Annotated in this window: 23 protein-coding genes and 2 tRNA genes; all 25 read right to left on the bottom strand. The window is 42.0% G+C overall.

What is annotated here, in order from left to right:
• Positions 1-85: 85 nt before the first annotated feature.
• Positions 86-1,096, bottom strand: a complete 1,011-nt coding sequence (locus NST24_RS00410) for a protein kinase family protein (protein WP_217967966.1) — start codon at positions 1,094-1,096, stop codon at positions 86-88.
• Positions 1,080-1,814, bottom strand: a complete 735-nt coding sequence (locus NST24_RS00405; RefSeq protein WP_135009441.1) for a VWA domain-containing protein — start codon at positions 1,812-1,814, stop codon at positions 1,080-1,082. The genes NST24_RS00410 and NST24_RS00405 overlap by 17 nt, the downstream gene beginning before the upstream one ends.
• A gap of 76 nt (positions 1,815-1,890) precedes the next feature.
• Positions 1,891-4,374, bottom strand: a complete 2,484-nt coding sequence (gene spoIIE, locus NST24_RS00400; RefSeq protein ID WP_025206603.1) for a stage II sporulation protein E — start codon at positions 4,372-4,374, stop codon at positions 1,891-1,893.
• 203 nt (positions 4,375-4,577) lie between these two features.
• Positions 4,578-4,649 (bottom strand) — tRNA-Glu (locus tag NST24_RS00395).
• A 25-nt stretch (positions 4,650-4,674) separates the two neighbouring features.
• Positions 4,675-4,748: transfer RNA gene (locus NST24_RS00390), tRNA-Met, on the bottom strand.
• A 179-nt stretch (positions 4,749-4,927) separates the two neighbouring features.
• Positions 4,928-5,326: a S1 domain-containing RNA-binding protein gene (locus NST24_RS00385; protein ID WP_003217901.1), complete on the bottom strand. Its 399-nt coding sequence runs from the start codon at positions 5,324-5,326 to the stop codon at positions 4,928-4,930.
• A gap of 82 nt (positions 5,327-5,408) precedes the next feature.
• Positions 5,409-5,783: a septum formation initiator family protein gene (locus NST24_RS00380; protein ID WP_007496186.1), complete on the bottom strand. Its 375-nt coding sequence runs from the start codon at positions 5,781-5,783 to the stop codon at positions 5,409-5,411.
• Between the two features lie 18 nt (positions 5,784-5,801).
• The gene (yabQ, locus tag NST24_RS00375) at positions 5,802-6,440 is read right to left on the bottom strand and encodes a spore cortex biosynthesis protein YabQ (protein WP_017359315.1); all 639 of its coding nucleotides are present in this window, start codon (positions 6,438-6,440) and stop codon (positions 5,802-5,804) included.
• Positions 6,437-6,745 carry a sporulation protein YabP gene (gene yabP, locus NST24_RS00370; protein WP_007496190.1) on the bottom strand — a complete coding sequence of 103 codons (309 nt, stop codon included), beginning with the start codon at positions 6,743-6,745 and terminating at the stop codon, positions 6,437-6,439. The genes yabQ and yabP overlap by 4 nt, the downstream gene beginning before the upstream one ends.
• 74 nt (positions 6,746-6,819) lie before the next feature.
• Complete coding sequence (locus NST24_RS00365) at positions 6,820-7,080, bottom strand: RNA-binding S4 domain-containing protein (protein ID WP_008341839.1); 261 nt, start codon at positions 7,078-7,080, stop codon at positions 6,820-6,822.
• The gene (mazG, locus tag NST24_RS00360) at positions 7,077-8,561 is read right to left on the bottom strand and encodes a nucleoside triphosphate pyrophosphohydrolase (RefSeq protein WP_342462167.1); all 1,485 of its coding nucleotides are present in this window, start codon (positions 8,559-8,561) and stop codon (positions 7,077-7,079) included. Before mazG ends, NST24_RS00365 begins: the two co-directional genes overlap by 4 nt.
• Before the next feature lies 1 nt (position 8,562).
• The gene (locus tag NST24_RS00355) at positions 8,563-10,155 is read right to left on the bottom strand and encodes a polysaccharide biosynthesis protein (protein ID WP_342462166.1); all 1,593 of its coding nucleotides are present in this window, start codon (positions 10,153-10,155) and stop codon (positions 8,563-8,565) included.
• A 206-nt stretch (positions 10,156-10,361) separates the two neighbouring features.
• Entirely contained in the window at positions 10,362-10,898 is a 537-nt protein-coding gene (spoVT, locus tag NST24_RS00350; protein ID WP_007496196.1) for a stage V sporulation protein T, read from the bottom strand.
• A 139-nt stretch (positions 10,899-11,037) separates the two neighbouring features.
• Positions 11,038-14,571 (bottom strand): transcription-repair coupling factor, encoded by a 3,534-nt coding sequence (gene mfd, locus NST24_RS00345; protein WP_035704068.1) that lies wholly within the window; start codon positions 14,569-14,571, stop codon positions 11,038-11,040.
• A 67-nt stretch (positions 14,572-14,638) separates the two neighbouring features.
• Positions 14,639-14,869, bottom strand: coding sequence for an anti-sigma-F factor Fin family protein (locus NST24_RS00340; RefSeq protein ID WP_003217967.1), 231 nt, complete (start codon positions 14,867-14,869; stop codon positions 14,639-14,641).
• Between the two features lie 55 nt (positions 14,870-14,924).
• Positions 14,925-15,491 (bottom strand): aminoacyl-tRNA hydrolase, encoded by a 567-nt coding sequence (pth, locus tag NST24_RS00335; protein WP_007496201.1) that lies wholly within the window; start codon positions 15,489-15,491, stop codon positions 14,925-14,927.
• Between the two features lie 140 nt (positions 15,492-15,631).
• Positions 15,632-16,258 (bottom strand): 50S ribosomal protein L25/general stress protein Ctc, encoded by a 627-nt coding sequence (locus NST24_RS00330; protein WP_008341853.1) that lies wholly within the window; start codon positions 16,256-16,258, stop codon positions 15,632-15,634.
• 138 nt (positions 16,259-16,396) lie between these two features.
• A complete protein-coding gene (locus tag NST24_RS00325; protein WP_003217907.1) occupies positions 16,397-17,350 on the bottom strand; it encodes a ribose-phosphate diphosphokinase in 954 nt (317 codons plus the stop codon).
• Between the two features lie 22 nt (positions 17,351-17,372).
• The gene (glmU, locus tag NST24_RS00320; RefSeq protein WP_041091578.1) at positions 17,373-18,743 is read right to left on the bottom strand and encodes a bifunctional UDP-N-acetylglucosamine diphosphorylase/glucosamine-1-phosphate N-acetyltransferase GlmU; all 1,371 of its coding nucleotides are present in this window, start codon (positions 18,741-18,743) and stop codon (positions 17,373-17,375) included.
• A 198-nt stretch (positions 18,744-18,941) separates the two neighbouring features.
• Positions 18,942-19,238 carry a septation regulator SpoVG gene (gene spoVG, locus NST24_RS00315; protein ID WP_008357439.1) on the bottom strand — a complete coding sequence of 99 codons (297 nt, stop codon included), beginning with the start codon at positions 19,236-19,238 and terminating at the stop codon, positions 18,942-18,944.
• Between the two features lie 224 nt (positions 19,239-19,462).
• Positions 19,463-19,840, bottom strand: coding sequence for a 2-iminobutanoate/2-iminopropanoate deaminase (gene ridA / locus NST24_RS00310; protein WP_008341860.1), 378 nt, complete (start codon positions 19,838-19,840; stop codon positions 19,463-19,465).
• Between the two features lie 38 nt (positions 19,841-19,878).
• On the bottom strand, positions 19,879-20,712 hold the full coding sequence (gene purR, locus NST24_RS00305; RefSeq protein WP_007496210.1) for a pur operon repressor: 834 nt from the start codon (positions 20,710-20,712) through the stop codon (positions 19,879-19,881).
• Between the two features lie 55 nt (positions 20,713-20,767).
• Positions 20,768-21,637 carry a 4-(cytidine 5'-diphospho)-2-C-methyl-D-erythritol kinase gene (gene ispE, locus NST24_RS00300; protein ID WP_017359321.1) on the bottom strand — a complete coding sequence of 290 codons (870 nt, stop codon included), beginning with the start codon at positions 21,635-21,637 and terminating at the stop codon, positions 20,768-20,770.
• A 147-nt stretch (positions 21,638-21,784) separates the two neighbouring features.
• Positions 21,785-21,970 carry a small, acid-soluble spore protein, alpha/beta type gene (locus tag NST24_RS00295; RefSeq protein WP_017366434.1) on the bottom strand — a complete coding sequence of 62 codons (186 nt, stop codon included), beginning with the start codon at positions 21,968-21,970 and terminating at the stop codon, positions 21,785-21,787.
• Between the two features lie 162 nt (positions 21,971-22,132).
• Complete coding sequence (locus NST24_RS00290; RefSeq protein ID WP_003217979.1) at positions 22,133-22,390, bottom strand: Veg family protein; 258 nt, start codon at positions 22,388-22,390, stop codon at positions 22,133-22,135.
• Positions 22,391-22,500: the final 110 nt, after the last annotated feature.

The raw sequence follows: 22,500 nt of genomic DNA, 5'->3' as shown, positions 1-22,500 counted from the left end.
CACAAAGAGCAGGTAATTTAAAGATATACATATCCTATCACTTTCATTAGCTCCAAGCAAAGAAGAAGCCTGCTTTTTTACAGCTCTATAATAGGAATAAAACCACATAGGCACAGTAAAGAGCGAGCACACTGCATAAGATGAGAATGGTTTCAAAAAGACCGCCTGATTTTTTGCGTACTGATGTTCTTTTCGCAGCAGCAACTCTTGATCGTGAAGGTGCGGCCTGTTGATGTTGGGGAACAGCTGGCTTTTGCCTATTTTGCTGTGATGGCTTCTTTTGTCGTGTTTTTCTTGAAGCAAGCAATTGTCCTTCTTTCAACATCGCGCTTTTCATGTCTGCCGCTGATTGATATTTGCCTTGGAGAGCCGCTTTTAACACCCTCTCATATCGCTTTAATAAAGGATGTCCTTCAATCGCTCGATAAAGCTGCTTTTCTGGTTCTGCCCCTTTTTTAAATTCTTTTTTATAGGCACAGTTCACCATGACCATACTTAAGGCAAATAGATCATAAGAAGGTTCTGCTTTTCTTGTACCGAAGCCCCAGTAGCCGCGGTCAAAAAACTCGGTGTATTCCTTAATCGCCCTTCCTGCCTTCGTTGTTCCTCCAACATCAATACAACGAATGGTAGCTGGGGGGCCTGAAACGATGAGATTATCAGGCTTCAAGTCACCGAAGATCCAGCCTTCCTTATGTAAGTGAGCAAGGTTAGACAACAGTTGAATCATGAGAACGACGATCCATTCATCGCCTTTTTTTTTCACAAATTCAAGCAGCAATGGACCTCTGACATACTCCATGACATAAAACGACCGTTTCTCTGACATTCCAGGATAAAGAGCATCATCCATATCATAAAAAGAAGGCCCCATGGTTTTCACAGGAGCCTTTGAAAAGGATTTTAATACATTGACTTCAGATGCAATGAGCATACTGTCATCACTCACTTTAAGGGCCACTTGTCCCTTTGGCGATTCGGCCAGATAAACCACACCGTTCGCCCCTTTTCCCAGCTCTTTTACAATGCGGTAATGTTGGTGATGCCACTTTCCTTTTATCATTGTACCTAATGGGATGTTAGAAGCCGAATTCATCATGTTCTTCCTTCGCTTCAAGCAGCCCTTTTCGTGAACGAACTGATTTGAAATGCTGGAGTGCTTCTCGAATTGCTGGTCCTGTCGGTGTAATTCCTCCTGTTGTCAGCTTCGGGAAAATCGATGATAACGAATCGAACCGTGGCGTCCAGTTCAACACAATTTCTGCATCTGAGCTTTTCCCGGGAAATACACACATCCCAAACTGATTTTCACCAATTCTCGAATTTAGACTAATAGAGAGATCGATGAGTGCTTCTTTGACCGTTGGCAACTTCGGTTTCATACTTGCACTCGTATCCACAAGCACAAGCACTTGAAGATGAACTGTCTCACCGAGCTCGTCCACAACTTCCATCACTTCTCCACGCTTATCTGGGGGAAGTTCTTCAATTTCAGTATCTTTGCCAAGAATTTGCTGCAATTCTTTATTCACAACACCTTGTAACGTTTGCGTCATCGCCTTTTTTGTAACCATTTGTACGGTTTGAGACAATTGCTGAACGTAGACAACCTGATGAATGCCTCCGCCTGCTAGAGCAATCCCCTCTACTTCTTTCATCGCTTCATGATCGTGTCTGTTCTCTTCCATAATGCCAATGACATTGACTGTGATCCCTTGCTCCTTTGCCAATGCGGCAATCGCAAGTGGGTCTTCCCCATGATTTGAGCAGCCATCTGTAATCAGTAAGATTTGGTTTACGTGACCTTTTCGCATCTTCATTCCTCCTGGGATTGTAACTGAATGCTTATATCCCCATCATCGCCAGAAGAAATTCATATTATACGATATTTCAAGAAATCTCTTGTTTCTGGAGATAGAATGTACCGGTCGGAATGGATGCCCATTTTGGTGTATTGTGGTCGAGCCTAATAACGACAACCGTCATATCGTCATCGATTTGACCTGCTCTTGTGCGAATGACCTCCTCCATTAATAAATCAGCAATCTCTTGCGGATCTTCTGTTTTAAAGCTCTTCATTTTTCGTTTGACCCACAAATCATGATTTTCGATATGCTTTGGTCCTTCAAAGATACCGTCGCTCATCATGATAAGGAGATCTCCTGCCTTCATCTGTTCACTCACCACTTCTACTTCGAATTCATCAATAATGCCAATAGGCAAGTTGCTGGCCTGTACCTTCATCACTTGATCACCACGTTTAATAAAACTTGGAGTGGAGCCAATCTTGAGGAACTTACAGCTCGCATCCTGTAAATCAATGATGGATAAGTCTAATGTGGAATAGACTTCATCTGTTGTCCGTAAAGATAAAATGCTATTAATCGTTTTAATCGCTACTTTTTCATCAATACCAGACGCCAAGATTTTTTCTAACAGCTTGATCGTTTCATTGCTTTCAAAATGGGCTCTTGCTCCATTTCCCATCCCATCACTAATAGCTGCGGCATATTTACCTGCACCCAGCTCCATCATGCTGTAGCTGTCTCCAGATACTAATCCTCCGCCTTTCGCTGCATGTGCTACACCTGTAGACACTCGATACGATTTTGCAGAACCGAATACAACATGACAATAACCTGTTGGATGCTCCGCACACTGCTCTGCTTTGACTAAAACTTGTTCTTCTAAAATATCCGAGAGCATTGGAGCGATGATTTTTTCGCATTCCCCATGACCTTGGCAATAGGGAATTCTCATCTCTATATCAACATTTCCCTGTTCTAAGCTATAAATTTCAACTTGCTGAATTTCAATTCCAAAGTTCTGAAGTGCTTCTATCATCTGCTCTTCCTGAATAAAATGCTGCTCTCTTTCTCGTTTTATTTCCCGGGAAAAATCCTCCATGACTTGTGAAACACCCATCAGTTGTTCGGCCACAAGGCGTCTGCTGTCTTGGACCTTTTTCTTTAAGGTCTGATTTGCTTTATAGTAAGCTATCTCCTCTTCAATCAATTCTTCTACATGCTTTGATTTTGAGCAGTGCTGACTGAATTTCTTTTTCAACTTCCGGTTATGCTCGTACGTTTTTTCATCAGATTCATGCATAACTTGTTTCATGAGTTCATAGGTTGTATCAAAGTTCTGCACCCAGCATTTATTTTTCTTATAGCACGTTTGACAGGAACGTTCTGTGATCGTACTTAAAAAAAGATCTACATCCTCTTCCTGCTTCTTCTCCTCAGGAATGGATTCGTAAAATGTCGCAAAACTCTCAGACAGCGCATGAAATACATTAGAGAATTGATCTACCTTTTTTGCTGTCACGTCTCGTACTTTTCTGGCATATTGCTGCTGTTCCTGTACATGCTCTACCGTACCAGGAATATATTTTGCCACCTTGGACGTTACTGACTGTGGCGTGAGCAAAAACAGTGCAACTGCGATGAGTGATTCATATAGCGTGGTCATCAGCCCTGCTGACCCTTCACCGTAGAGGGAGATTAGTAAAGAACCCACAATCAAGCCGATGGCGGCTCCTGCTTTTTTCCCCTCTTTTAGTAATCCGCCTAATAAGCCCGAAAAGGCAAGCAGACTCATCTGATAAAGGTTGCCGATGTTGGCGAGACCAAGAATTAATCCAGTTACAACACCCACTGTACAACCAATACTCGCTCCTCCAATAAAGGCAAAGCTCAGCACTACATATCGTGACAAAATATGCTCTGCCTGCATTCCTTGAAATGTGATCCCAGCCAGACCTGTTAAAACTGAAGCGATTAATATCATAAAGCAAATAATTTCTTCAACCTTTAAAGAGTGTTTGATTTTCCTGACTGTAAAAATCGGCAAACTTTGAAGAAAAATCAGTGTCAAAATGAAGGCAAGTCCAGCTTCAACCCCCGCCATCACATAGTCATAGCTTTGAACCGCACCCTGCTCGAGGTAAACAAAAGTTCCCCTGGTCATCAGCATTGAGAGCACAATCACAACCGGTAATGTTTTCACTGGGTCTTTGATGATAAATGAAACGACCTTTGACATGAGGAGGAACACGATCAATGACGCAAACACGAATAATGCATTTTGAGGTGATATCGTCATCGCTCCAGCGAGTAAAGCAAGACAAGCAAGCATCGCTTTATCCCTTTTAATGAGCAGCATGGACCCAAAGAAAGGCAATGCAAACGGCATAATTTCAGATAAGATAAAGGCTCGTCCCAATAAAAAGCCCAGAACAACATAAATAAACCCTTTATAGAAAAAAAGAGAATGCGTATGATGAAGAAACAGGTTTTTCATCTTTTTTAACCCTGCACTGATTCTTTCAAACCCGGCTCCCGTTAAATCAGTTCTTCTTTCTAGTTTTTCCATCTTTTCATCCCCCACCTGATATTCGTTGCTTGTCATTATAGCGAAGGTGAAAAAGAAATTTTGTCAAAAGAAGTTGTCGTTTCCATAAAACGTTCGACGCTTTATTTGCCAAAAAGGCATACTTTCTTGAAAGTCGATGTCTTTCATCAGAATTTTACGAAAGCACAAAAAAACAGCTTTCCTATAGAAAGCTGTTTGGAAGATGACCCGTACGGGATTCGAACCCGTGTTACCGCCGTGAAAGGGCGGTGTCTTAACCGCTTGACCAACGGGCCTTGCTTATCGTTCTTTTTAAAAGGATAGCGGCGGAGGGGATCGAACCCCCGACCTCACGGGTATGAACCGTACGCTCTAGCCAGCTGAGCTACACCGCCATAATATAAAATGCGCTAAGAAGCACAAGAACTATAATACAAAGGATTCGCTTGTCCGTCAATAGAAAGTTTTAAATTAAATGGCGAAATCACAAAAAACGTTGAATTTGTATTGAAAAAAAGCACCCGCTAAACAGCAGGTGCTTTGTTGTGAAAGATATATAGAAAGCAGCAACAAGTTAACCTCTTCTTGCTCCGCGTCCCCCACGTTTTGATTCCGTGTTACGTTTTAAAGATGTTAAGCGGTCTTCACTATCTTTTAAGAATTTGTTCATTTTTTGCTCAAACGATTCCTTCGGACGGAAATCATTTCTGCTCGGTCTTGATTGTTGTTGTTGAGGACGATCTTTTGCTTTTTTAATGGACAAGCCGATTTTACCGTCTTTTTCAACGTTAATCACTTTCACTTCAACTTGTTCACCGACTTTTAAATGCTCATTAATATCTTTTACATAGTTATCGGCTACCTCACTGATATGAACGAGACCAGTTGAACCGCCTGGCAACTCCACAAAAGCTCCAAAATTTGTAATGCCCGTAACTTTCCCTTGTAACTTGCTGCCAACTTCAATCGACATAAAAAAAGTGCTCCTCCTTAGACTTATAAAAAAATCTCATTTGTTCAATTATACATAAACTGAATTTTAAGTGTCAACAAGGCTAATCGCTCTTATTGCCCACATCAAAGATTTTTTCGCCTTTTTTAGACATATAATAGTCCCGTCGTGCCAGTTCGAGTACGTATTCTTTGCTTTTCAGCTTTTTGATTTCATCAGAAATATCTTCCTGCTTTGTTTGTAATTGCTTCAATTCTTTTTCAAGCGCAACCTTCTTCTCTTCTTTTTCTTTCAATGCAGACGATTGCGACCAGAGGGCACTTGTTACCAAAACAGCAAACATGAGCACAATGACTCCAAACACGGTAAGCCTTCTAAGGAGTCCCCGGCGTTTGCGTTTTAGGCGCTGCGCTTGCTGTTCCATTTGTTTTTGATAATCATTTTGAATTTGTGCGATATTTCTTTTTCTCTCGTTCAAGGATGAAGGCCTCCTCTCTTACTTTGTCCAGAATTGTTTCCATTTCGTTTTCATGGTACGAGATAATTTCTTGATCCCTTGTAAAATTCCTGCTCCTTTTGAGAAAAACAACCTCATTGATGTTCGCCATTTTTCGGGAATTCGATGAATAATGGTTACATTGAGTAACCAAATAAGCGGATAACAAACAATATACAGCACCTTCCACACGAGTCGAAACGCAAAACGAACAAGGCGTAAGAGCGAGTGGAACAAGAACAGAAGAGCACTTATGATCAAACCAACGATCCAGCGAATGGGCTGGAAAACCATCGACATGATCAGCCTTTTCAGGACGAGAACAGTCTGATAAATACACCTCATCACAAACTTGAGGATGTTCATATACAGCTGTTTCATCAATGCCTGGTACATCGAGAAACCTAAAGCAACAGCTAGAAAAATATAAAGCCTGAATTCTCCCTCATTGGTCAGCAGCAGGACATAAAAGAATAAGAGACCCTGCACCACCCAAAAAAGGAGGTCGTGAATGACCAGCAGCCATTTTGCTGTTTTTTCCCGGTTCACAAACAGCTTGTACGTATCCAGCGATGCGCCCAGCCAGATGCCCATCGCCGCCATTGAAAGCATCGTATAAAACTGGACCGTCAGTGTCATTTAAACAGCTTGCTAAAAAATCCTTTAGCTTTCTCCCCGTGCTGCTCATCTACATAGATTAAGTCAAAGACACGCCCTTTAATGGACACAACGCCCTTTTCTACATCTAAGTTTTTCATTTGCAGATTTTCTCCACGAATGGCGAGGACTCCCATGACAGTCTCAAGCAGAAATTCTTCATTATCAAAGCTCTCGACTTGTTTGACTCCGGTAATATCTAAATGCTTTCTGTTGCGCATTGTGACATGATGCTCGGCTTCTGATGACAACTTCGTGCCTTGAGGTTGATTATAATATTGATTCATTTATACATCCCCCATATCTCATACTTGCATTGTTACTGCATTGTATGTGACAGGCGGGACATTTAGAACAAGCCCTATTCTGCTGTTTTCTCTTCTTTTAGCACGGTATACATGCCAGCAGCTTCTTCTTTTTTCGTTGTGTCTTTTAACTCGTTGACTTGAACAGTCACAAGCTTTTGGCCGAAGCGGATTTGAAGCTCGTCCCCTTCTTTCACGTCAGAGCTGGCTTTCGCCTGCGTGCCATTAATGGAAATTCTCCCTTGATCGGCTACTTCTTTTGCCAATGTTCTTCTTTTGATTAAACGAGACACTTTTAAGAATTTATCTAGTCTCATGTATGTTCACCTCTTTCTATGCGTTTAGCATCGTTCCACAGATCGTCCATTTCTTCTAGGGTCAAGTCCTCTAGTGAACGCCCTATGTCCTTTGCTTTTTGTTCAATATGCTGAAAGCGCCGCATAAATTTTGTGTTTGCAGAAGAGAGGGCGGTTTCAGGCTCTAGGTGATAAAATCTGCCGATGTTGACGAGAACAAATAAAAGATCCCCAAATTCATCCTTCATCTGCTTTGTTGCACCTTCATCCTTTTTCTCTGCCACTTCCACAAGGAACTCCTGCTTTTCCTCTTCGTATTTGTTCCAAATATCATCTACTTCTGTCCAATCGAAGCCCACTTTCGCTGCTTTCTTTTGGAGCTTATAGGCTTTTGTTAAAGCTGGAAGAGTCGTTGGAATGGATTGCAAAATAGATGCTGCTCGCTCCGGTTTTTCCTGCTGCTTGATTTTTTCCCAGTTGGCGACGACATCTGATGCTTCAGACACATCGGTATCACCAAACACATGCGGATGTCGTCGAATCATTTTTTCTGTGACATGCTGGATGACGTCATCCATTGAGAAATAACCATCATCTTCACCAATTTGAGCATGGAGTAAAACTTGAAGCAGTACATCTCCGAGTTCTTCAACCATATGATCTGGATCGTCTTCATCTATAGCTTCCAGCAGCTCATAACATTCTTCAATTAGATATGGTTTGAGCGACTCATTCGTTTGTTTTTGATCCCAAGGACAGCCGTCAGGACCTCTTAATGTACGAATGACTTCACGGAAAGTGTCAAATTGTTGATAGAGTAGCTTTTCATCTTGGATTGGAGGCACATAAACACTCGTTAAGTTATTTATCGACACATCTCGATCAAGTTCAAATAAAGGAACACCTGTAATCTGTTCCTGACTGCTTCCAGCTGCCGTTACGATAAAGACTTCATAATCGTCAGGTAGCTTTTCCATGAGGGTCAGCTTCACATTCGAGGCTGTCATCTGATCATATACTTGACAGATCAACACATGCTGGGTCAACTTCAGATCATCCGCTCTCATATCCCCTGCGTCAACGAATTGCAGCCCTTCAATTGGGTCAATCTGTAAGGAATTAAACGTCGCATCCAAAAAGCTTTGTCCACCAGCCACGTACACCTCAACCCCGCGCTCCTTCTGTTGTGAAACAAGAAGCTGCACTGTCTTTTCCGCTACAAAAGGGTGACCTGGTACTGCATACACAATATCTTTCTCCTCAGCCTCTCGGAAGAGAATGTCTGTGATTTCCTCATACACTGCATCAAACTGATCATGCTTTTCATATATCTCATCAAAAAAGGTCAGAGACGGGACCTCCTGCATCAATTCTGCGGTGAGTGGATGATCCTGCGTTCTCATGTATACTTCTTTCGCCTGCTTCAGCTGCTTATATACACCGAGCGTTAGCTGATCCATGTCGCCTGCCCCTAGACCAACGACTGTAATCTTACCTGCCATTTCAATTCCCTCTCATCTGTTTAAAATATAAAATCTTTTCTCCTAATGGAATGAGTCTCCATTCCTCTTCCGTAAATACGTCTAGCTTAAGAATACTATATAAAAAGGCGAAACCACCAATAAAAACTGAAGTCAGGCTCTCTAAAACAGAAAACGGACGTTTCTCAAAGGGAATGACCCAAGAAAACAATGCCTGATATCCAATTAAAACGACAGCCATGAATGCTGCTGATAAAAGAATTTTCACTGGGAATAGCTCTCTTATTGAAATCCACCCTTTATGCTTCAAATACACCGCATTGAGCGCAGCGGCGGCGAGAAACCCACAAACAGTCGACCATGCGGCTCCATAAATGCCGAATAACGGGACAAGAGCCAGCGTCAGCCCCCATTTCACCAGTACACTGATCAGGACCACAACAGCCGGGTACACGGTATGTCCCAGACCCTGAAGTAAAGCGGTTTGCGTAATCGCCATTGATGTAAAGGCAATGGATATGCAAAATATTTGCAGCGCATCTGTCCCTAAGTCATTACGAAAAAGCATAATGTTCACAGACGATAAAATACATATAAGCCCGACAGCTGAACCAATCCCCAGCACCGATGTTGCCTTAAACGATGTACGTACTTTTTCACGAATTGCTTCATGCTGACCTTTTCTTAAGGCCGACGACAAAAACGGAACAAGAGACGTCCCGATACTAATTGCAAACACCGTCCCGAGCTGCAGGAACGGCTGACCTCGGTCATATACGCCTTTTGCCGCCTTTGCAGCTGCTTCACTCAGTCCCTCACTGCGCAGTAGCGCATACAAGTGAAAAGCATCGATCATTTGCATCCATAGGATCAGCAATCCACTTACACAAATCGTCAATGTATACAGCACCAAACTCTTCAGCACATCTTTTTTCCGCAGTGTAGCCTGTTTTAATGTCTTGCTCGCTGACAACCGCTTCCGATAGGTCAGCCAAAGGAAAAGAAGCAAAAGGAGTGAAGCAGCACTTCCAGCTATAGAAGAGAACACTGCACCCGCTCCTGTTTCATAAAGCGAATAGCCATGTCTCACGAAATAGAAAGATAAAACAAGCAGGACGCCTACTCTGATGAGCTGCTCAGCCAATTGAGAGACCGCAGTGGGGAGCATCAGCCCATCACTCTGAAAAACACCCCTCAGCATCACGGTAAGTGGCAGAAATAAAAACACAAACGAACTCATCTGGATGAGAAGCATTAATTGACTGTCCGCCATGAGATTCGCAATTGTGCCTGCTCCTATATATAAACAAAGAAATAAGACCAAGCTCAGCAAAGTGATATACACCAAGGATACCTTTGTAATGATTCGGCGATTCTCCTCACCATGCTCGCTCAGGAGCTTGGACACCATCACAGGAAAACCAGTGGTGCCGAGCATGATCGCAATGCCAAGAAAGGGATAGACCTGCTGATAAATATAAAAACCTGTGTCTCCTACGATATTTTGAAAAGGGACACGATATACGGCACTCAGTACCTTTGATAACAAGCCTGCGATGGTTAAAATCACCGCACCTTGGAAAAGCCAATGCGGCTGATTCACAGCATTTTTCATAGATGACTCCTTTATGTTCAATCAAAAAATATACCTGCATTTAAACGCACTCATTATATCATACGTGAATGAAAAGCCGTTTCTTTATAAGGAGTAGACGGCACATTCCTCGTTTTGTTTCATTCCATATAAAAAAACGCCGACAAAATCAAAATGATTTCATCGGCATTCTTTCGTTTTATCAAAATGATATACAATTATTAGACCTAGTGTTCCATTTGACGGGCTAAGAAGCCAGCTGCCGTTTCTGCCGCTTTATGCTCCACTTCTCCCATTGAACGCTCTTTAGAAAATAAAACGACGGCGCCAATTGGATCTCCGTTTGCAACAATAGGTGCAATGGTATAAGCTGATACATCATCATCAATACCATCCACAAGCTGAATTTCTTTCTTGCTGTCCTCTAATACAGAATTACGCTGATCCATTGTTCGTTCAAGTAAATCACTAATGGATTTGTTTAAGTACTCTTTTTTTGAACTGCCGGATACAGCAATATACGTATCACGATCACAGATGAGGATAGAATGACCCAAACTGTCGAATAAAGCATCAGCATATTCCTTCGCAAAGTCTCCTAGCTCACTAATCGGTGAATACTTCTTCAAAATGACTTCTCCATCGCGGTCGACAAAAATCTCAAGTGGATCTCCTTCCCGGATACGCAATGTTCTGCGAATCTCCTTCGGTATAACCACTCTACCTAGATCATCGATGCGGCGTACAATTCCAGTTGCTTTCATTCACTGCTGCCTCTCTTTCGTTTGATGATGTGTTGGGTGAATGGAACAAAAGCGTCCACTTTATGCAACATTCACCACTTGACCCTGAGATTAGTATCCGTCACATCAAACGTAATATACACGAGAGACCAACAAAATTTTATGAAGATGGAATGGTTTCTTTTTTCACATCTTGAAGACCTCGAAGCATACGAAGAACGACTTCAAGCCACTCCTCCGTTTTCTTGCCTTTTGTTTGGACAGAAATAATCAGCTTGCTGCCTTCCATGCCAAGACCGATATCACGTCCATATTGACTGCCAAGCTCAAATAATTTTTGACCATCGATGTCGCTGCTTGCTTTTTCATCGAGAGTGAGTCTGACAATGCCTTTCTCCATCTTGATCAACTCGACACGTTCCTGCACAGCGTACACCTTCATCGTCGCAATCGTGAACAAATCAGCCACTTCTTGCGGATATTCTCCGAATCGGTCAATCATTTCATCTTGAAGCTCTTTCCGCTCTTCTATTGATCCAATCGCTCTAAACTGTTTATACATCTCGATCTTTTGTTTGCCATCAGAAATATAAGTATCTGGAATGTAGGCATCAATTTGGAGATCAATTTCTGGCTCAAATTTTTCTTGAGCAGTCGTATCGCCTCTTCTTTCTTCAATGGCTTCTTTCAGCATTTGAGAGTAAAGGTCGAATCCTACAGAATCAATAAATCCATGCTGCTGTGCACCAAGTAAATTTCCTGCTCCTCGAATCGTTAAGTCACGCATCGCAATTTTAAAGCCTGACCCAAGCTCGGTGAATTCTTTAATAGCTTGAAGTCTTTTCTCAGCTACTTCAGAAAGCACTTTATCTTTTCGATAAGTGAAATAAGCATAGGCCACACGATTCGAGCGCCCAACTCGTCCTCTTAACTGGTACAGCTGCGAAAGCCCCATTTTATCAGCATCGTGAACAATGAGCGTGTTCACATTTGGTATGTCTACGCCCGTTTCGATAATGGTTGTACTGACGAGTACATCCGATTCACCTTCTAGGAAATTAATCATTACGGATTCCAGCTCGTTCTCACTCATTTTCCCGTGTGCGTAGCTTACTTTTGCGTCTGGAACAAGCATCGAGATTTCATCTGCTTTTCGTTCAATATCCTCCACTCGGTTATAAAGGAAGTACACTTGACCGCCTCTTGCCAGTTCTCGCTCAATGGCTTCTCTAACTAACGCACCATTGTACTCGACAACATAGGTTTGAACTGGGAAACGGTTCTCAGGTGGCGTTTCAATAACAGATAAGTCACGTACGCCAAGCATCGACATATGAAGCGTACGAGGAATTGGCGTTGCCGTTAACGTCAGCACATCAATATTGGCTTTCATTTGTTTAATTTTCTCTTTATGCGTCACACCGAAGCGCTGCTCTTCATCGATAATTAACAGTCCTAAATCCTTGTACACAATGTCTTTTGAAAGAAGACGATGCGTCCCGATGACCATATCAATCGTTCCGTTTTTCAGCCCTTTTAATGTTTCTGTTGTTTCTTTTCGTGTACGGAAGCGGCTAAGCTGAGCAATTTTAACAGGATAGTCTTGGAATCTGTCCATAATCGTGTCAAAATGCTGCTGCGCTAAGATCGTTGTTGGTACAAGCAGTGCCACCTGCTTCCCGTCAGCAATGGCTTTGAAGGCCGCTCGAATCGCCACCTCTGTTTTTCCATAGCCCACATCTCCACAAAGCAGACGATCCATCGGGCGCTCCCGCTCCATGTCTTGCTTGATTTCATGAATCGAGCGAATTTGATCGTCTGTTTCTTGGTAAGGGAATGCAGATTCAAACTGGCGCTGCATCTCATGGTCAGGCGAGAAAGCATACCCTTTGCTTGCTTCACGTTCTGCGTACAGCTTAATCAGATCATCTGCAATGTCCTGCACAGATGATTCTACTTTTTTCTTCACGCGTTTCCAGTCGCTGCCGCCTAGTTTGTATAGCTTTGGTTCTTTTCCTTCTGACCCTACATACTTCTGCACCTGATCAATTTGTTCAACAGGGACATAAAGCTTGTCGCTTCCTTGATAATGAATATTTAAATAATCTTTATGAATGCCGCCAATTTCAAGCGTTTCAATTCCTAAATACTTACCGATCCCGTGGTTAATGTGCACCACGTAATCGCCCACTTGCAGCTCTGAATAGCTTTTGATTCGCTCTGCGTTCGTCAGCTTTTGCTTACGTGCCTGCTTCTTCACACGTTTCTTGAAAAGTTCACCCTCTGTAATGACAGCAATTTTGGATAAAGGCAGTTCAAAACCTGTTTGCAGCTCACCTTGTAAAATATATACTTGCCCGCTGACAAGCTCAGCATCAGGTTTAGCAAGAGCTGCTTCAATGTCATAATCATGCAAGACAGATGACAGCTTCTCTGTCCGCTCTTCATCCGCACCTAAAAAGACTACCGTATAATTCTGCTTTTTGTAGCGTTCAATTTCACTTGCAAGCACATTCATCTGCCCGTGGAAATTCTGCATTTGCTTACTAGATACATTGACGATATTTTGCGGATTGGTCTGCTGAACATGTCTCAAAAATAAGGAATAGTACAGAATCGATCTCGATTGCTGATTGAACAGCTCTTGAAATGGGAAGGAAAGGGCTAGATCATGCAGGATATTCCCTTCTTCCAGCAGACTAATTGTCCAATCTGCTTCTTCCTGTTCAAGCTGTTCTTCCATCTCCTGAATTCTGCTGATTTCATCTAGAATGATAATCGTATCCTGCGATGTATAATCTAGCAAACTAGCAGGCTTTTCATAGAAATAGGACAGATACTTCGTCATTTCTTGTGTCACAATACCTTCTAGCAGCTTCTCACGATCAGCAGAAATATTTTGATGGAGCAGTTCTTTTTGTTTATCCGAGTTGAATTTCTTTAAGCTACTGGCAAGACCTTCGTCAAGCTGTTCAATCGCTCTCACTCGTTCAGGCCCTCTTACAATCAGCTCTTTCGCCGGGCCAATCTTGATTTCTTGAAGTGTTTCCAATGAACGCTGCGTGTCAGAGTGGAAGGACCGAATAGAATCCACTTCTGTATCAAACAGCTCAATACGGATCGGGTGGTCTTCCGTTAACGCATAAATGTCAATGATTCCTCCGCGCACACTAAAGTCTCCGGGCGCAGCGACCATGGACGTCCGGTCATAACCGATTTGCACGAGTTGTTTTGAAAACGCCTCCAAATCAATTTCTTCACCAACCTTTAAATGGATCTGACTCTCCTTCCAGAGCTCAACAGGAGGAAGCATTCTACGCACTGCAGCTGCTGGGGTCACGACAATCGGATTTTCTCCATTCGCGAGACGATTCAATACATCAAGACGCTGCGCTCTAAGCTCAGGGCTTGCCACAGCAATTTCAGATGCAATGAGTTCATTGACAGGATAAAGAAGGACCGAGCGATCTGGCATCACACTTGCTAGATCATCTGTGACCTTCTGCGCTTGATATAAGTTGTGTGTCACAATAAACATCGGCCGCTTTAATTCGTCTGATATGGCGGCTGTAAATAAAGATCTGACGGAGCCTGATAGTCCGGCGAGCAGTTGTTCTTTTAAACCTTCCTTTAGCCCATTAAAAATGGACTGAAAATCATCACTTTGTTTGATAAATGATTGTATATTTTTCATTTGGCTCCTCCTCCCTGCTTGTTTAAAACAGAAAAACGCTTTGGTCTATTATCTACACCAAAGCTTTTTATTGAATAAAGGTATGATACTGATGGTAATCAGGATTTCTTTCGAGCGCCTCTTGGCAATCCTCACAAATGGTTTGTACATGTAAATCACCATTTTCCCTATAAGAAATCATATCGTTTCTTTCCTCATTTGTTAAGTGATGAAATCCAAGTGCTTCACTTTGGACAGCGGATTCATCTAGACTGCCAACCTTTACACCACAGTGCCGGCAGTAATAGTGCAAAGCCATACGTGATCCTCCCATGCTGAGATTTTATGATCAGTATGTGCTTTGCTTATCATTCTTATACCTTCTTGTTAAAATCATTCATCACTTCTAAAAATGGCTTTGTTAAAGCCGCTTCACAAGCTTCAACAGATGCTTGAATAGCAGATGAGATATCAGGCTGTTCTTCCTCTGAGAAGCGTCCTAGTACGTAATCGACGACCTTCATGCCGTTTTGTGGACGGCCGATGCCGATACGGAATCGGTCAAACTCTGGTGAACCTAAATGCTGAATCAACGATTTGATTCCGTTATGTCCGCCTGCACTTCCTTTAGTACGCAAACGAATCCGGCCCGTTGGCAAATCAAGATCATCATAGATGACCTTCAAATGTTCAAGGGGAATATCATAGTAATCCATCAGCGGACGCACACATTCCCCTGATAAGTTCATATATGTAAGAGGCTTCACAAGTAGAACCTTTTGCCCCGAAACAAACCCAGTTCCATATTGTCCATGGAATTTTGATTGATTTAATGGGATGTCCCATTTTTTTGATAGTTCATCTATTGTCATAAACCCGACGTTATGTCTTGTTTTTTCATATTCTTTTCCTGGATTACCCAATCCAACGAACGCAATCATGAAACCAATAACCTCCTTTGTCGCACATGCACACGCCTAAAAAATGAGCCAATGTGATTGCCTCATGCAAAACGTATGAATTCTTTTCATTCTAGCACAAAAGACGTAACCGCGGGAGGGTTACGTCTCTAATTGACCAGTTATTCTTCGCTGTCATCTTTTTCTTTAATGGCCTCAGGCTCTTGCGTTTCCTCTTCACTATCTGGCTCTGGAACCTCTGATTGCTGAGGCGGTAAGATCGAAGCAACAACTTCTTCTGGATCATTATTAATTTGATACGTAGACTGAACAGACAGATCACCAACTGTTAGTACGTCATTTACTTCTAAGTTTGTAATATCAGCTTCAATATTTTGCGGGATATCCTTTGGTTTCGCTGTAATGGATAGCTCAAATAGTGGCTGCTGAAGCACACCGCCATCCTTTACACCTTTGGATTCGCCAATGAGTTGTACAGGTACATCTGCGTCAATTTCTCGCTGTAAGTCGACCACTTGGAAATCAGCGTGGACAAGCTCATTTTTCAACGGATCTGTTTGCAGTTCTGTTACCATCACAGATTTTGTTTCACCGCCAACGTCTAATGTGATGATTGTGTTTTTTCCTTCATCACGTAATGTCTTTAATAAATCAATACTGTCTAATGAAACAGCCAGGTTGTCTGTATTTTTTCCGTATATGACACCAGGAACGTGTCCTGAATGACGGATTTTTTGCAGTGTGGAACGTTTGAAATCAGTTCTTTTATTTGCTTTTAAAGTTGCCATATTCAGCACCATCCTATTTCTTTTTTGTCACTACTTTCATAAATACCCATAACTGAATCATTTTAAACATGTTTGGCTTTCATTTATCACAGCAAAAAGACCCCAAGCTGATGCCTAGGGCCTTTTTCAATCAGAAAATTAGCTGAAAAGGTAGCTCACAGATTCTTCTTCATGTACACGAATGATGGCTTCTGCAAGCAAAGGCCCAACTGAAAGCGGAATGAATTTTCCAACTTTCTTGTCATCTGTTAAGTGAATACTGTTTGTCACAACTAATTCTTTAATTTTAGAGTTTGTAATACGTTCTACTGCTGGTCCAGACAATACTGGGTGAGTACAACAAGCATAGACTTCAGCCGCTCCATTTTCCACAAGTGCATTTGCAGCAAGTGTAATCGTACCAGCTGTATCAATGATATCATCGATGAGAATCGCCGTTTTGCCTTCAATGTTCCCAATGATGTTCATCACTTCAGCCACGTTCGGCTTCGGACGACGTTTGTCGATAATTGCGATCGGTGCTTTCAGGCGGTCCGCCATTTTGCGCGCACGCGTAACACCACCGTGGTCAGGAGACACAACAACGATATCATTCAAGTTTTTCTGTTCAAAATAGTTTGTTAAGATTGGCACAGCCATTAAGTTATCGATTGGAATATCAAAGAAACCTTGGATTTGCGGTGCATGAAGATCAAGTGCAATGACACGTGTAGCACCTGCTGTTTCAAGTAAGTTCGCAAAAAGCTTCGCCGTGATTGGCTCACGAGGTTTCGCCTTACGATCTTGACGTGCATATCCGTAATAAGGGATTACAATATTGACCGTTTTCGCAGAAGCGCGTTTTAGTGCATCTACCATAATGAGTAGCTCCATAATGTGCTCATTGACTGGCGCACTAGTAGATTGAATAACATAACAATCACAGCCGCGGATACTTTCTTCAATATTGATTTGGACTTCACCGTCACTAAAACGTTTAACAGAGCTCTTTCCTACATCAACTCCGATACGATCGGCAATTTCTTTGGCAAGTTCAGGGTTTGAATTCAAAGAGAATATCTTTAAATTCGCATCAGCATAACGATTAGACATGGTAAACCTCCGGGTATTTGGATTATTTTTTATGAATATTTTTCACATAATCTTCTTTATTGACTTGTCTTGCTCTAGCAATAGACAATGCATCCTGCGGTACATCTTCTGTAACCGTTGAACCGGCTGCAACATATGCCCCTTTTCCGACAGTGACTGGTGCAACGAGATTTGAATTGCAGCCAATAAATGCGCCATCTTCAATCTTCGTTAAGAATTTGTTCTTCCCATCATAATTAACTGTAATAGATCCACAACCAAGGTTTACATCCGTTCCGACCTCTGCATCTCCAATATAGCTGAGATGAGATGCTTTGCTTCGGTCACCGAAAACTGTTTTCTTGATTTCGACAAAATTTCCGATCTTCACTTCATCGCCAATTTTCGACAACGGGCGAATATGAGCAAACGGTCCAATTGTCACATCTACCCCAACTTCACTATCGCAGACAACAGACTGCTTAATGACTGTCCGATCTCCAATTACGCTATCAACAATTTCAGTGTTCGGACCGATTGTGGCATCTGCACCAATCTTTACATTCCCTTTGATGACCGTCCCAGGATAAATCATTGTATCTTCACCGATGACTGCATCTGGCGAGATATACGTGTTCTCAGGATCAATCAAGGTTACACCATTCTTCATATGCTGATGATTAATACGTCGCTTCATGAATTGCTCTGCTTGTGATAGAGCGATACGATCATTGACTCCAAGTGTTTCTTCAAAATGTGGTGTTTGATACGCTGCAACCGTCTGTCCTTCATTCTTTAGAATTTCAATGACATCCGGCAAATAGTATTCACCTTGTGCATTTTCATTTGACACTTGCTCAATCACACGGAAGAGATCTTCATTTGAAAAGCAATAGGTTCCAGTATTAATTTCATTCACTTGACGTTCAGCATCATTTGCATCTTTATGCTCGACGATTTTTACTACAGCACCTGTTTCATCACGAATAATACGTCCATAACCTGTTGGATCATCCGCGTGTGCTGTCAAAATCGTCACTTTCGCTTGTTGTTTTTGATGCTCGCTTAACATGGCTTCCATTGTTTCCGCTGTCAATAATGGTGTATCTCCACAAATGACAATGGTTGTTCCCTTTTCCTGCGCGAGGAACGATTTAGCTTGTTTGACGGCATGTGCTGTTCCCAGCTGTTCTTCTTGAAGTGCATATTCACTTCTGTCCCCAAGCTGCTTCTTGACGTCCTCTGCTCCATGACCGACAATCGTCACAAGCTTGGCTAAAGATAGCTTTAACGCTTGATCTGCCACATGCTCGACCATTGGCTTTCCGCAAACTGGATGAAGTACTTTGTATAACTTTGACTTCATTCTTGTTCCTTTTCCCGCTGCTAAAATCACTGCGAACCGCTTATCCATTGATTGGCCTCCAATATCCCTATTATCCATAGAAAAATATATCCTAAATAAGGACTGATTTCAAGGATACAAGAGGAAGTGCATTAATTTTCTAATGAACGGGAGACATAAGGAACAAGAGAAAAAACGCAAAAAAGACAGCATTTAAAAGAAAACATTCATTTTCTCTTAAAGCTGTCTTTTTAGGTTCACATATCTTTAAGAAGCTCCAGCTTCTTCATATTCAATTGTCTCTTCCTCTTCGCCTAAGCGATGATACTCATTTAAAACAGCATCTTGGATTTTACCCCGAGTGCTTGAATTAATTGGATGTGCAATGTCGCGAAACTCTCCATCAGGCGTACGTTTGCTAGGCATTGCAACAAACAAGCCATTGTTTCCATCAATCACACGAATATCATGAACAACAAATTCGTGGTCCAGCGTGATGGATGCAATCGCCCTCATGCGACCATCGGTATTCACGCGGCGTAATCTTACGTCAGTAACTTCCACAGTAGTTCACCACCTTTTCCCAATATAAAAGCATTAATTAGGTATTCAACGATTGTGGTGATTCTCCTGCTCTTTTTTTAAACTTTTTTTGAAATATCGGGATATTTATACATTTTTTGTCATTTTAATGACGACGCTTACATCGGTTGCGTGAAAAAAGACATCATGACGATGCCTTTTCATACATATAATGAAACCAAACGGTCTCCAAAGAGATGGCCTGTTTATTTCACTAATGCCACAACTTCAATTTCTACAAGTGCATCTTTTGGAAGTCTGGCTACTTCTACACATGAACGAGCTGGCTTATGTGTATGGAAGTATTCACCGTACACTTCATTCACTTCAGCGAATTGTTCCATATCTTTAATGAAAACCGTTGCTTTCACGACTGTTTCAAAGGAAGCACCCGCTGCTTCAAGGACGGCTTTAAGATTATGAAACACTTGATGTGTTTGTTCTTTAATATCTCCATTCACAAAATCTCCAGCTGGCGTTAACGGAATCTGCCCTGAGCTGTAAAACATGTTATTGACGATAATCCCTTGAGAGTAAGGTCCAATGGCTGCTGGCGCGTTTTTGGTTTGAACAACTTTTGTCATATCAATCTCTCCCATTCAAATACATGTTTGATCAAAGCTTAAGCTTTCGAATGAAAAAACTCGTGGAAATTGCCTTCATTAATCTCAATGATTTTCTGCTTCATATCAATGGTTGAAAGCTTTAAAAGCGATACATATTCATCGACAAGACGTTCATCTACGCCTTCATCTTCTAATAAAACACCGATCCCTGCAACATTTGCATTAAATTCCTCTAGCAGATTCATCATGCCATTAATGGTTCCGCCTGCTTTCATAAAGTCATCAATAATCAACACATTGGATCCTTTATCTAAGCTCCGCTTTGCAAGTGACATGGTTTGAATTCGGTTAGAAGAACCTGATGCATAATTAATACTCACAGTTGATCCTTCAGTTACCTTATTATCTTTTCTAACGATCACAACAGGCACATTTAAATAACCTGCAACAGAATAGGCAATCGGAATACCTTTCGTCGCAACAGTCATGACAACATCAATCGGTCGATCCGAAAAAATGGTCGCAAAAAGCTTACCGATTTTCGCAAGAATCGATGGATTGCCTAAAACATCAGTTAAATATAAATAGCCGCCAGGAAGCACACGTTCAGGAGTTGATAATGCCTCTCCGATATCGTTGACGACTTCGTCTGCTTCTTTTAGATGAATCTTTGGAATATATTTCACTCCGCCAGCAGCGCCAGGTACAGTAAGTAAAGTCCCTATTCCCTGCTGTTCGAAGGTTTGTTTGATAATCGTTAAGTCTTCACTAATAGAGGACTTCGCAGATTGATATCGCTCTGCAAAAAAAGTTAAAGGTACTAGTACGTGCGGGTGGGTTAACAAATAATTTGTTAAGTCCACCAATCTGCCGCTTCGACGAAACTTCATGAACTTACCCCCAGAACCCGAATAATTTATGAATAATATAACTTAATATACGGATTTAATCAAGGGTATTTTGTTCGCCGATCATGCGGACAGCGTAAACCTGATCACAAAATCCTCTCAGTCCGTTATATATTCTTTGTACCTTCGATTCATATTGAATCAAGCCAAATACAGTTGGCCCGCTGCCGCTCATTAATACAGCATCTGCTCCGAAACGCTTCATCTGTCTCTTAATCATATCGACTTCCGGATACATTTTTAATGTCACAGATTCCAACACATTACCGAGTGAGCCGCACATCTCTTTATAATCTTTCGCTTCAATTGCTTCAATCATACGCTGTACATTTGGGTGTTCTACTTTGCTTGCGTCATATTGTCTGTAGACCTCAGCTGTAGATACCCCAATCACCGGCTTCGCTAAAATCACCCAGCAATGCGGCGGTGTCGCAATATGCTTTAGTTTCTCTCCACGTCCTGTCGCTAGCGCTGTCCCTCCGTGTACACAAAAAGAGACATCTGAGCCGATCTCCGCTCCAAGCTCAGCTAGTTCATCTAACGTGAGATTTAACTTCCACAAACGGTTTAAGCCGCGAAGCGCTGCTGCGGCATCACTGCTGCCTCCAGCTAAACCTGCTGCGACGGGAATTGCTTTTGTGATGACAATCGATACGCCTTTTTGAATACCGAATCTTGTTTTTAATAATTTAGCTGCCTGATAAGCCAAATTCCGTTGATCATCTGGCACAAAACGATTATGAGATGATACACGGATTTCGTCTTTGTCCAGCTCCGTCAGCTCTAGTCGATCTGCAAGATCTATTGTTGTCATCACCATCTCCACTTCGTGATATCCATCCGGTCTTTTTCCATGAACATCAAGTGAGAGATTAATTTTTGCCGGTGCTTTTTCTAAAATACGCAAACATTTCACCTACTTCTCCATCTAAACATAAGTATCAATATTGTATCACATTTGATGGATCTGATGAATATTGGCTTTTGCCCCCAGCACACTCACTTTTTCAAGCAAAAAAGACCAGAGACACCCGAGGTATCCCTGATCATTTCTTTATCGTTGATTCTCTTCTTGAGCCATGTGCTGTTGAGCTAATTCAATTGCACGTTTGACCATATTTCCTGCGTCACGCGCACGAATCTCTCCCCAGCCTCCATTTTTGACGGTATCATAAAATCCAAGATCCTTCGCCAGCTCGTATTTGAACTCATCTGACATAATGCCTCGGCGTCTACCCAAACGAAACAGCCCCTTTGGTCGAGAATTCGAATCATCGCCACTCATTTGTGGCTTTCTTATTTTGTATCGAATCCTTTCTTTTACCCCTTTCAAATAATGGACAGCCTCCCATACAGAAAAAAAGGCAAAACAAAAAGCAGTAAACAAAAAGTTCACTGCCCATTAATAGGCGACTGAGCTAGCGGTATCATCGAACGTTAATTCGACCGTCTCAGTCAGTATATCTGCATAACTGTAAGAAACTCTTTCAAACGAATTCTCATCTTGATCTAATTGAATCACAAAAACAGAAGGGTACGTTTCAGCTAAAATGCCCGAACGCTCAATTGTTTTTCGGCGGCCTCCGTTAGCCTTTAACGTCAAACGTTTACCTAAGTTACCATCAAGCGATCTTTTGATGTCGGACAAAGTCTTCGCCATTGCATCCACCTCACTGAGATAATTATACAACAACGGCCCATTTTTGTCAAATAAAAATTAAATTATATCAACCAACACGAGCCATTGTCAACAAAATAATTTTGACAAAC

It is taken from the genome of Bacillus sp. FSL R5-0286, assembly GCF_038593245.1.
GTDB lineage: Bacteria > Bacillota > Bacilli > Bacillales > Bacillaceae > Bacillus > Bacillus altitudinis.
This window is presented reverse-complemented; position numbering and strand designations above follow the sequence as displayed.

Coding starts and splice junctions, on each gene's coding strand:
- NST24_RS00410 (WP_217967966.1), bottom strand. CDS start 1,096: ATGAATTCGGCTTCTAACATCCCATTAGGTACAATGATAAAAGGAAAG.
- NST24_RS00405 (WP_135009441.1), bottom strand. CDS start 1,814: ATGCGAAAAGGTCACGTAAACCAAATCTTACTGATTACAGATGGCTGC.
- spoIIE (WP_025206603.1), bottom strand. CDS start 4,374: ATGGAAAAACTAGAAAGAAGAACTGATTTAACGGGAGCCGGGTTTGAA.
- NST24_RS00385 (WP_003217901.1), bottom strand. CDS start 5,326: ATGTCGATTGAAGTTGGCAGCAAGTTACAAGGGAAAGTTACGGGCATT.
- yabQ (WP_017359315.1), bottom strand. CDS start 6,440: ATGACACTGACGGTCCAGTTTTATACGATGCTTTCAATGGCGGCGATG.
- yabP (WP_007496190.1), bottom strand. CDS start 6,745: ATGAATCAATATTATAATCAACCTCAAGGCACGAAGTTGTCATCAGAA.
- NST24_RS00365 (WP_008341839.1), bottom strand. CDS start 7,080: ATGAGACTAGATAAATTCTTAAAAGTGTCTCGTTTAATCAAAAGAAGA.
- mazG (WP_342462167.1), bottom strand. CDS start 8,561: ATGGCAGGTAAGATTACAGTCGTTGGTCTAGGGGCAGGCGACATGGAT.
- NST24_RS00355 (WP_342462166.1), bottom strand. CDS start 10,155: ATGAAAAATGCTGTGAATCAGCCGCATTGGCTTTTCCAAGGTGCGGTG.
- spoVT (WP_007496196.1), bottom strand. CDS start 10,898: ATGAAAGCAACTGGAATTGTACGCCGCATCGATGATCTAGGTAGAGTG.
- mfd (WP_035704068.1), bottom strand. CDS start 14,571: ATGAAAAATATACAATCATTTATCAAACAAAGTGATGATTTTCAGTCC.
- NST24_RS00340 (WP_003217967.1), bottom strand. CDS start 14,869: ATGGCTTTGCACTATTACTGCCGGCACTGTGGTGTAAAGGTTGGCAGT.
- pth (WP_007496201.1), bottom strand. CDS start 15,491: ATGATTGCGTTCGTTGGATTGGGTAATCCAGGAAAAGAATATGAAAAA.
- NST24_RS00330 (WP_008341853.1), bottom strand. CDS start 16,258: ATGGCAACTTTAAAAGCAAATAAAAGAACTGATTTCAAACGTTCCACA.
- NST24_RS00325 (WP_003217907.1), bottom strand. CDS start 17,350: ATGTCTAATCGTTATGCTGATGCGAATTTAAAGATATTCTCTTTGAAT.
- glmU (WP_041091578.1), bottom strand. CDS start 18,743: ATGGATAAGCGGTTCGCAGTGATTTTAGCAGCGGGAAAAGGAACAAGA.
- ridA (WP_008341860.1), bottom strand. CDS start 19,840: ATGACAAAAGTTGTTCAAACCAAAAACGCGCCAGCAGCCATTGGACCT.
- purR (WP_007496210.1), bottom strand. CDS start 20,712: ATGAAGTTTCGTCGAAGCGGCAGATTGGTGGACTTAACAAATTATTTG.
- NST24_RS00290 (WP_003217979.1), bottom strand. CDS start 22,390: ATGGCGAAGACTTTGTCCGACATCAAAAGATCGCTTGATGGTAACTTA.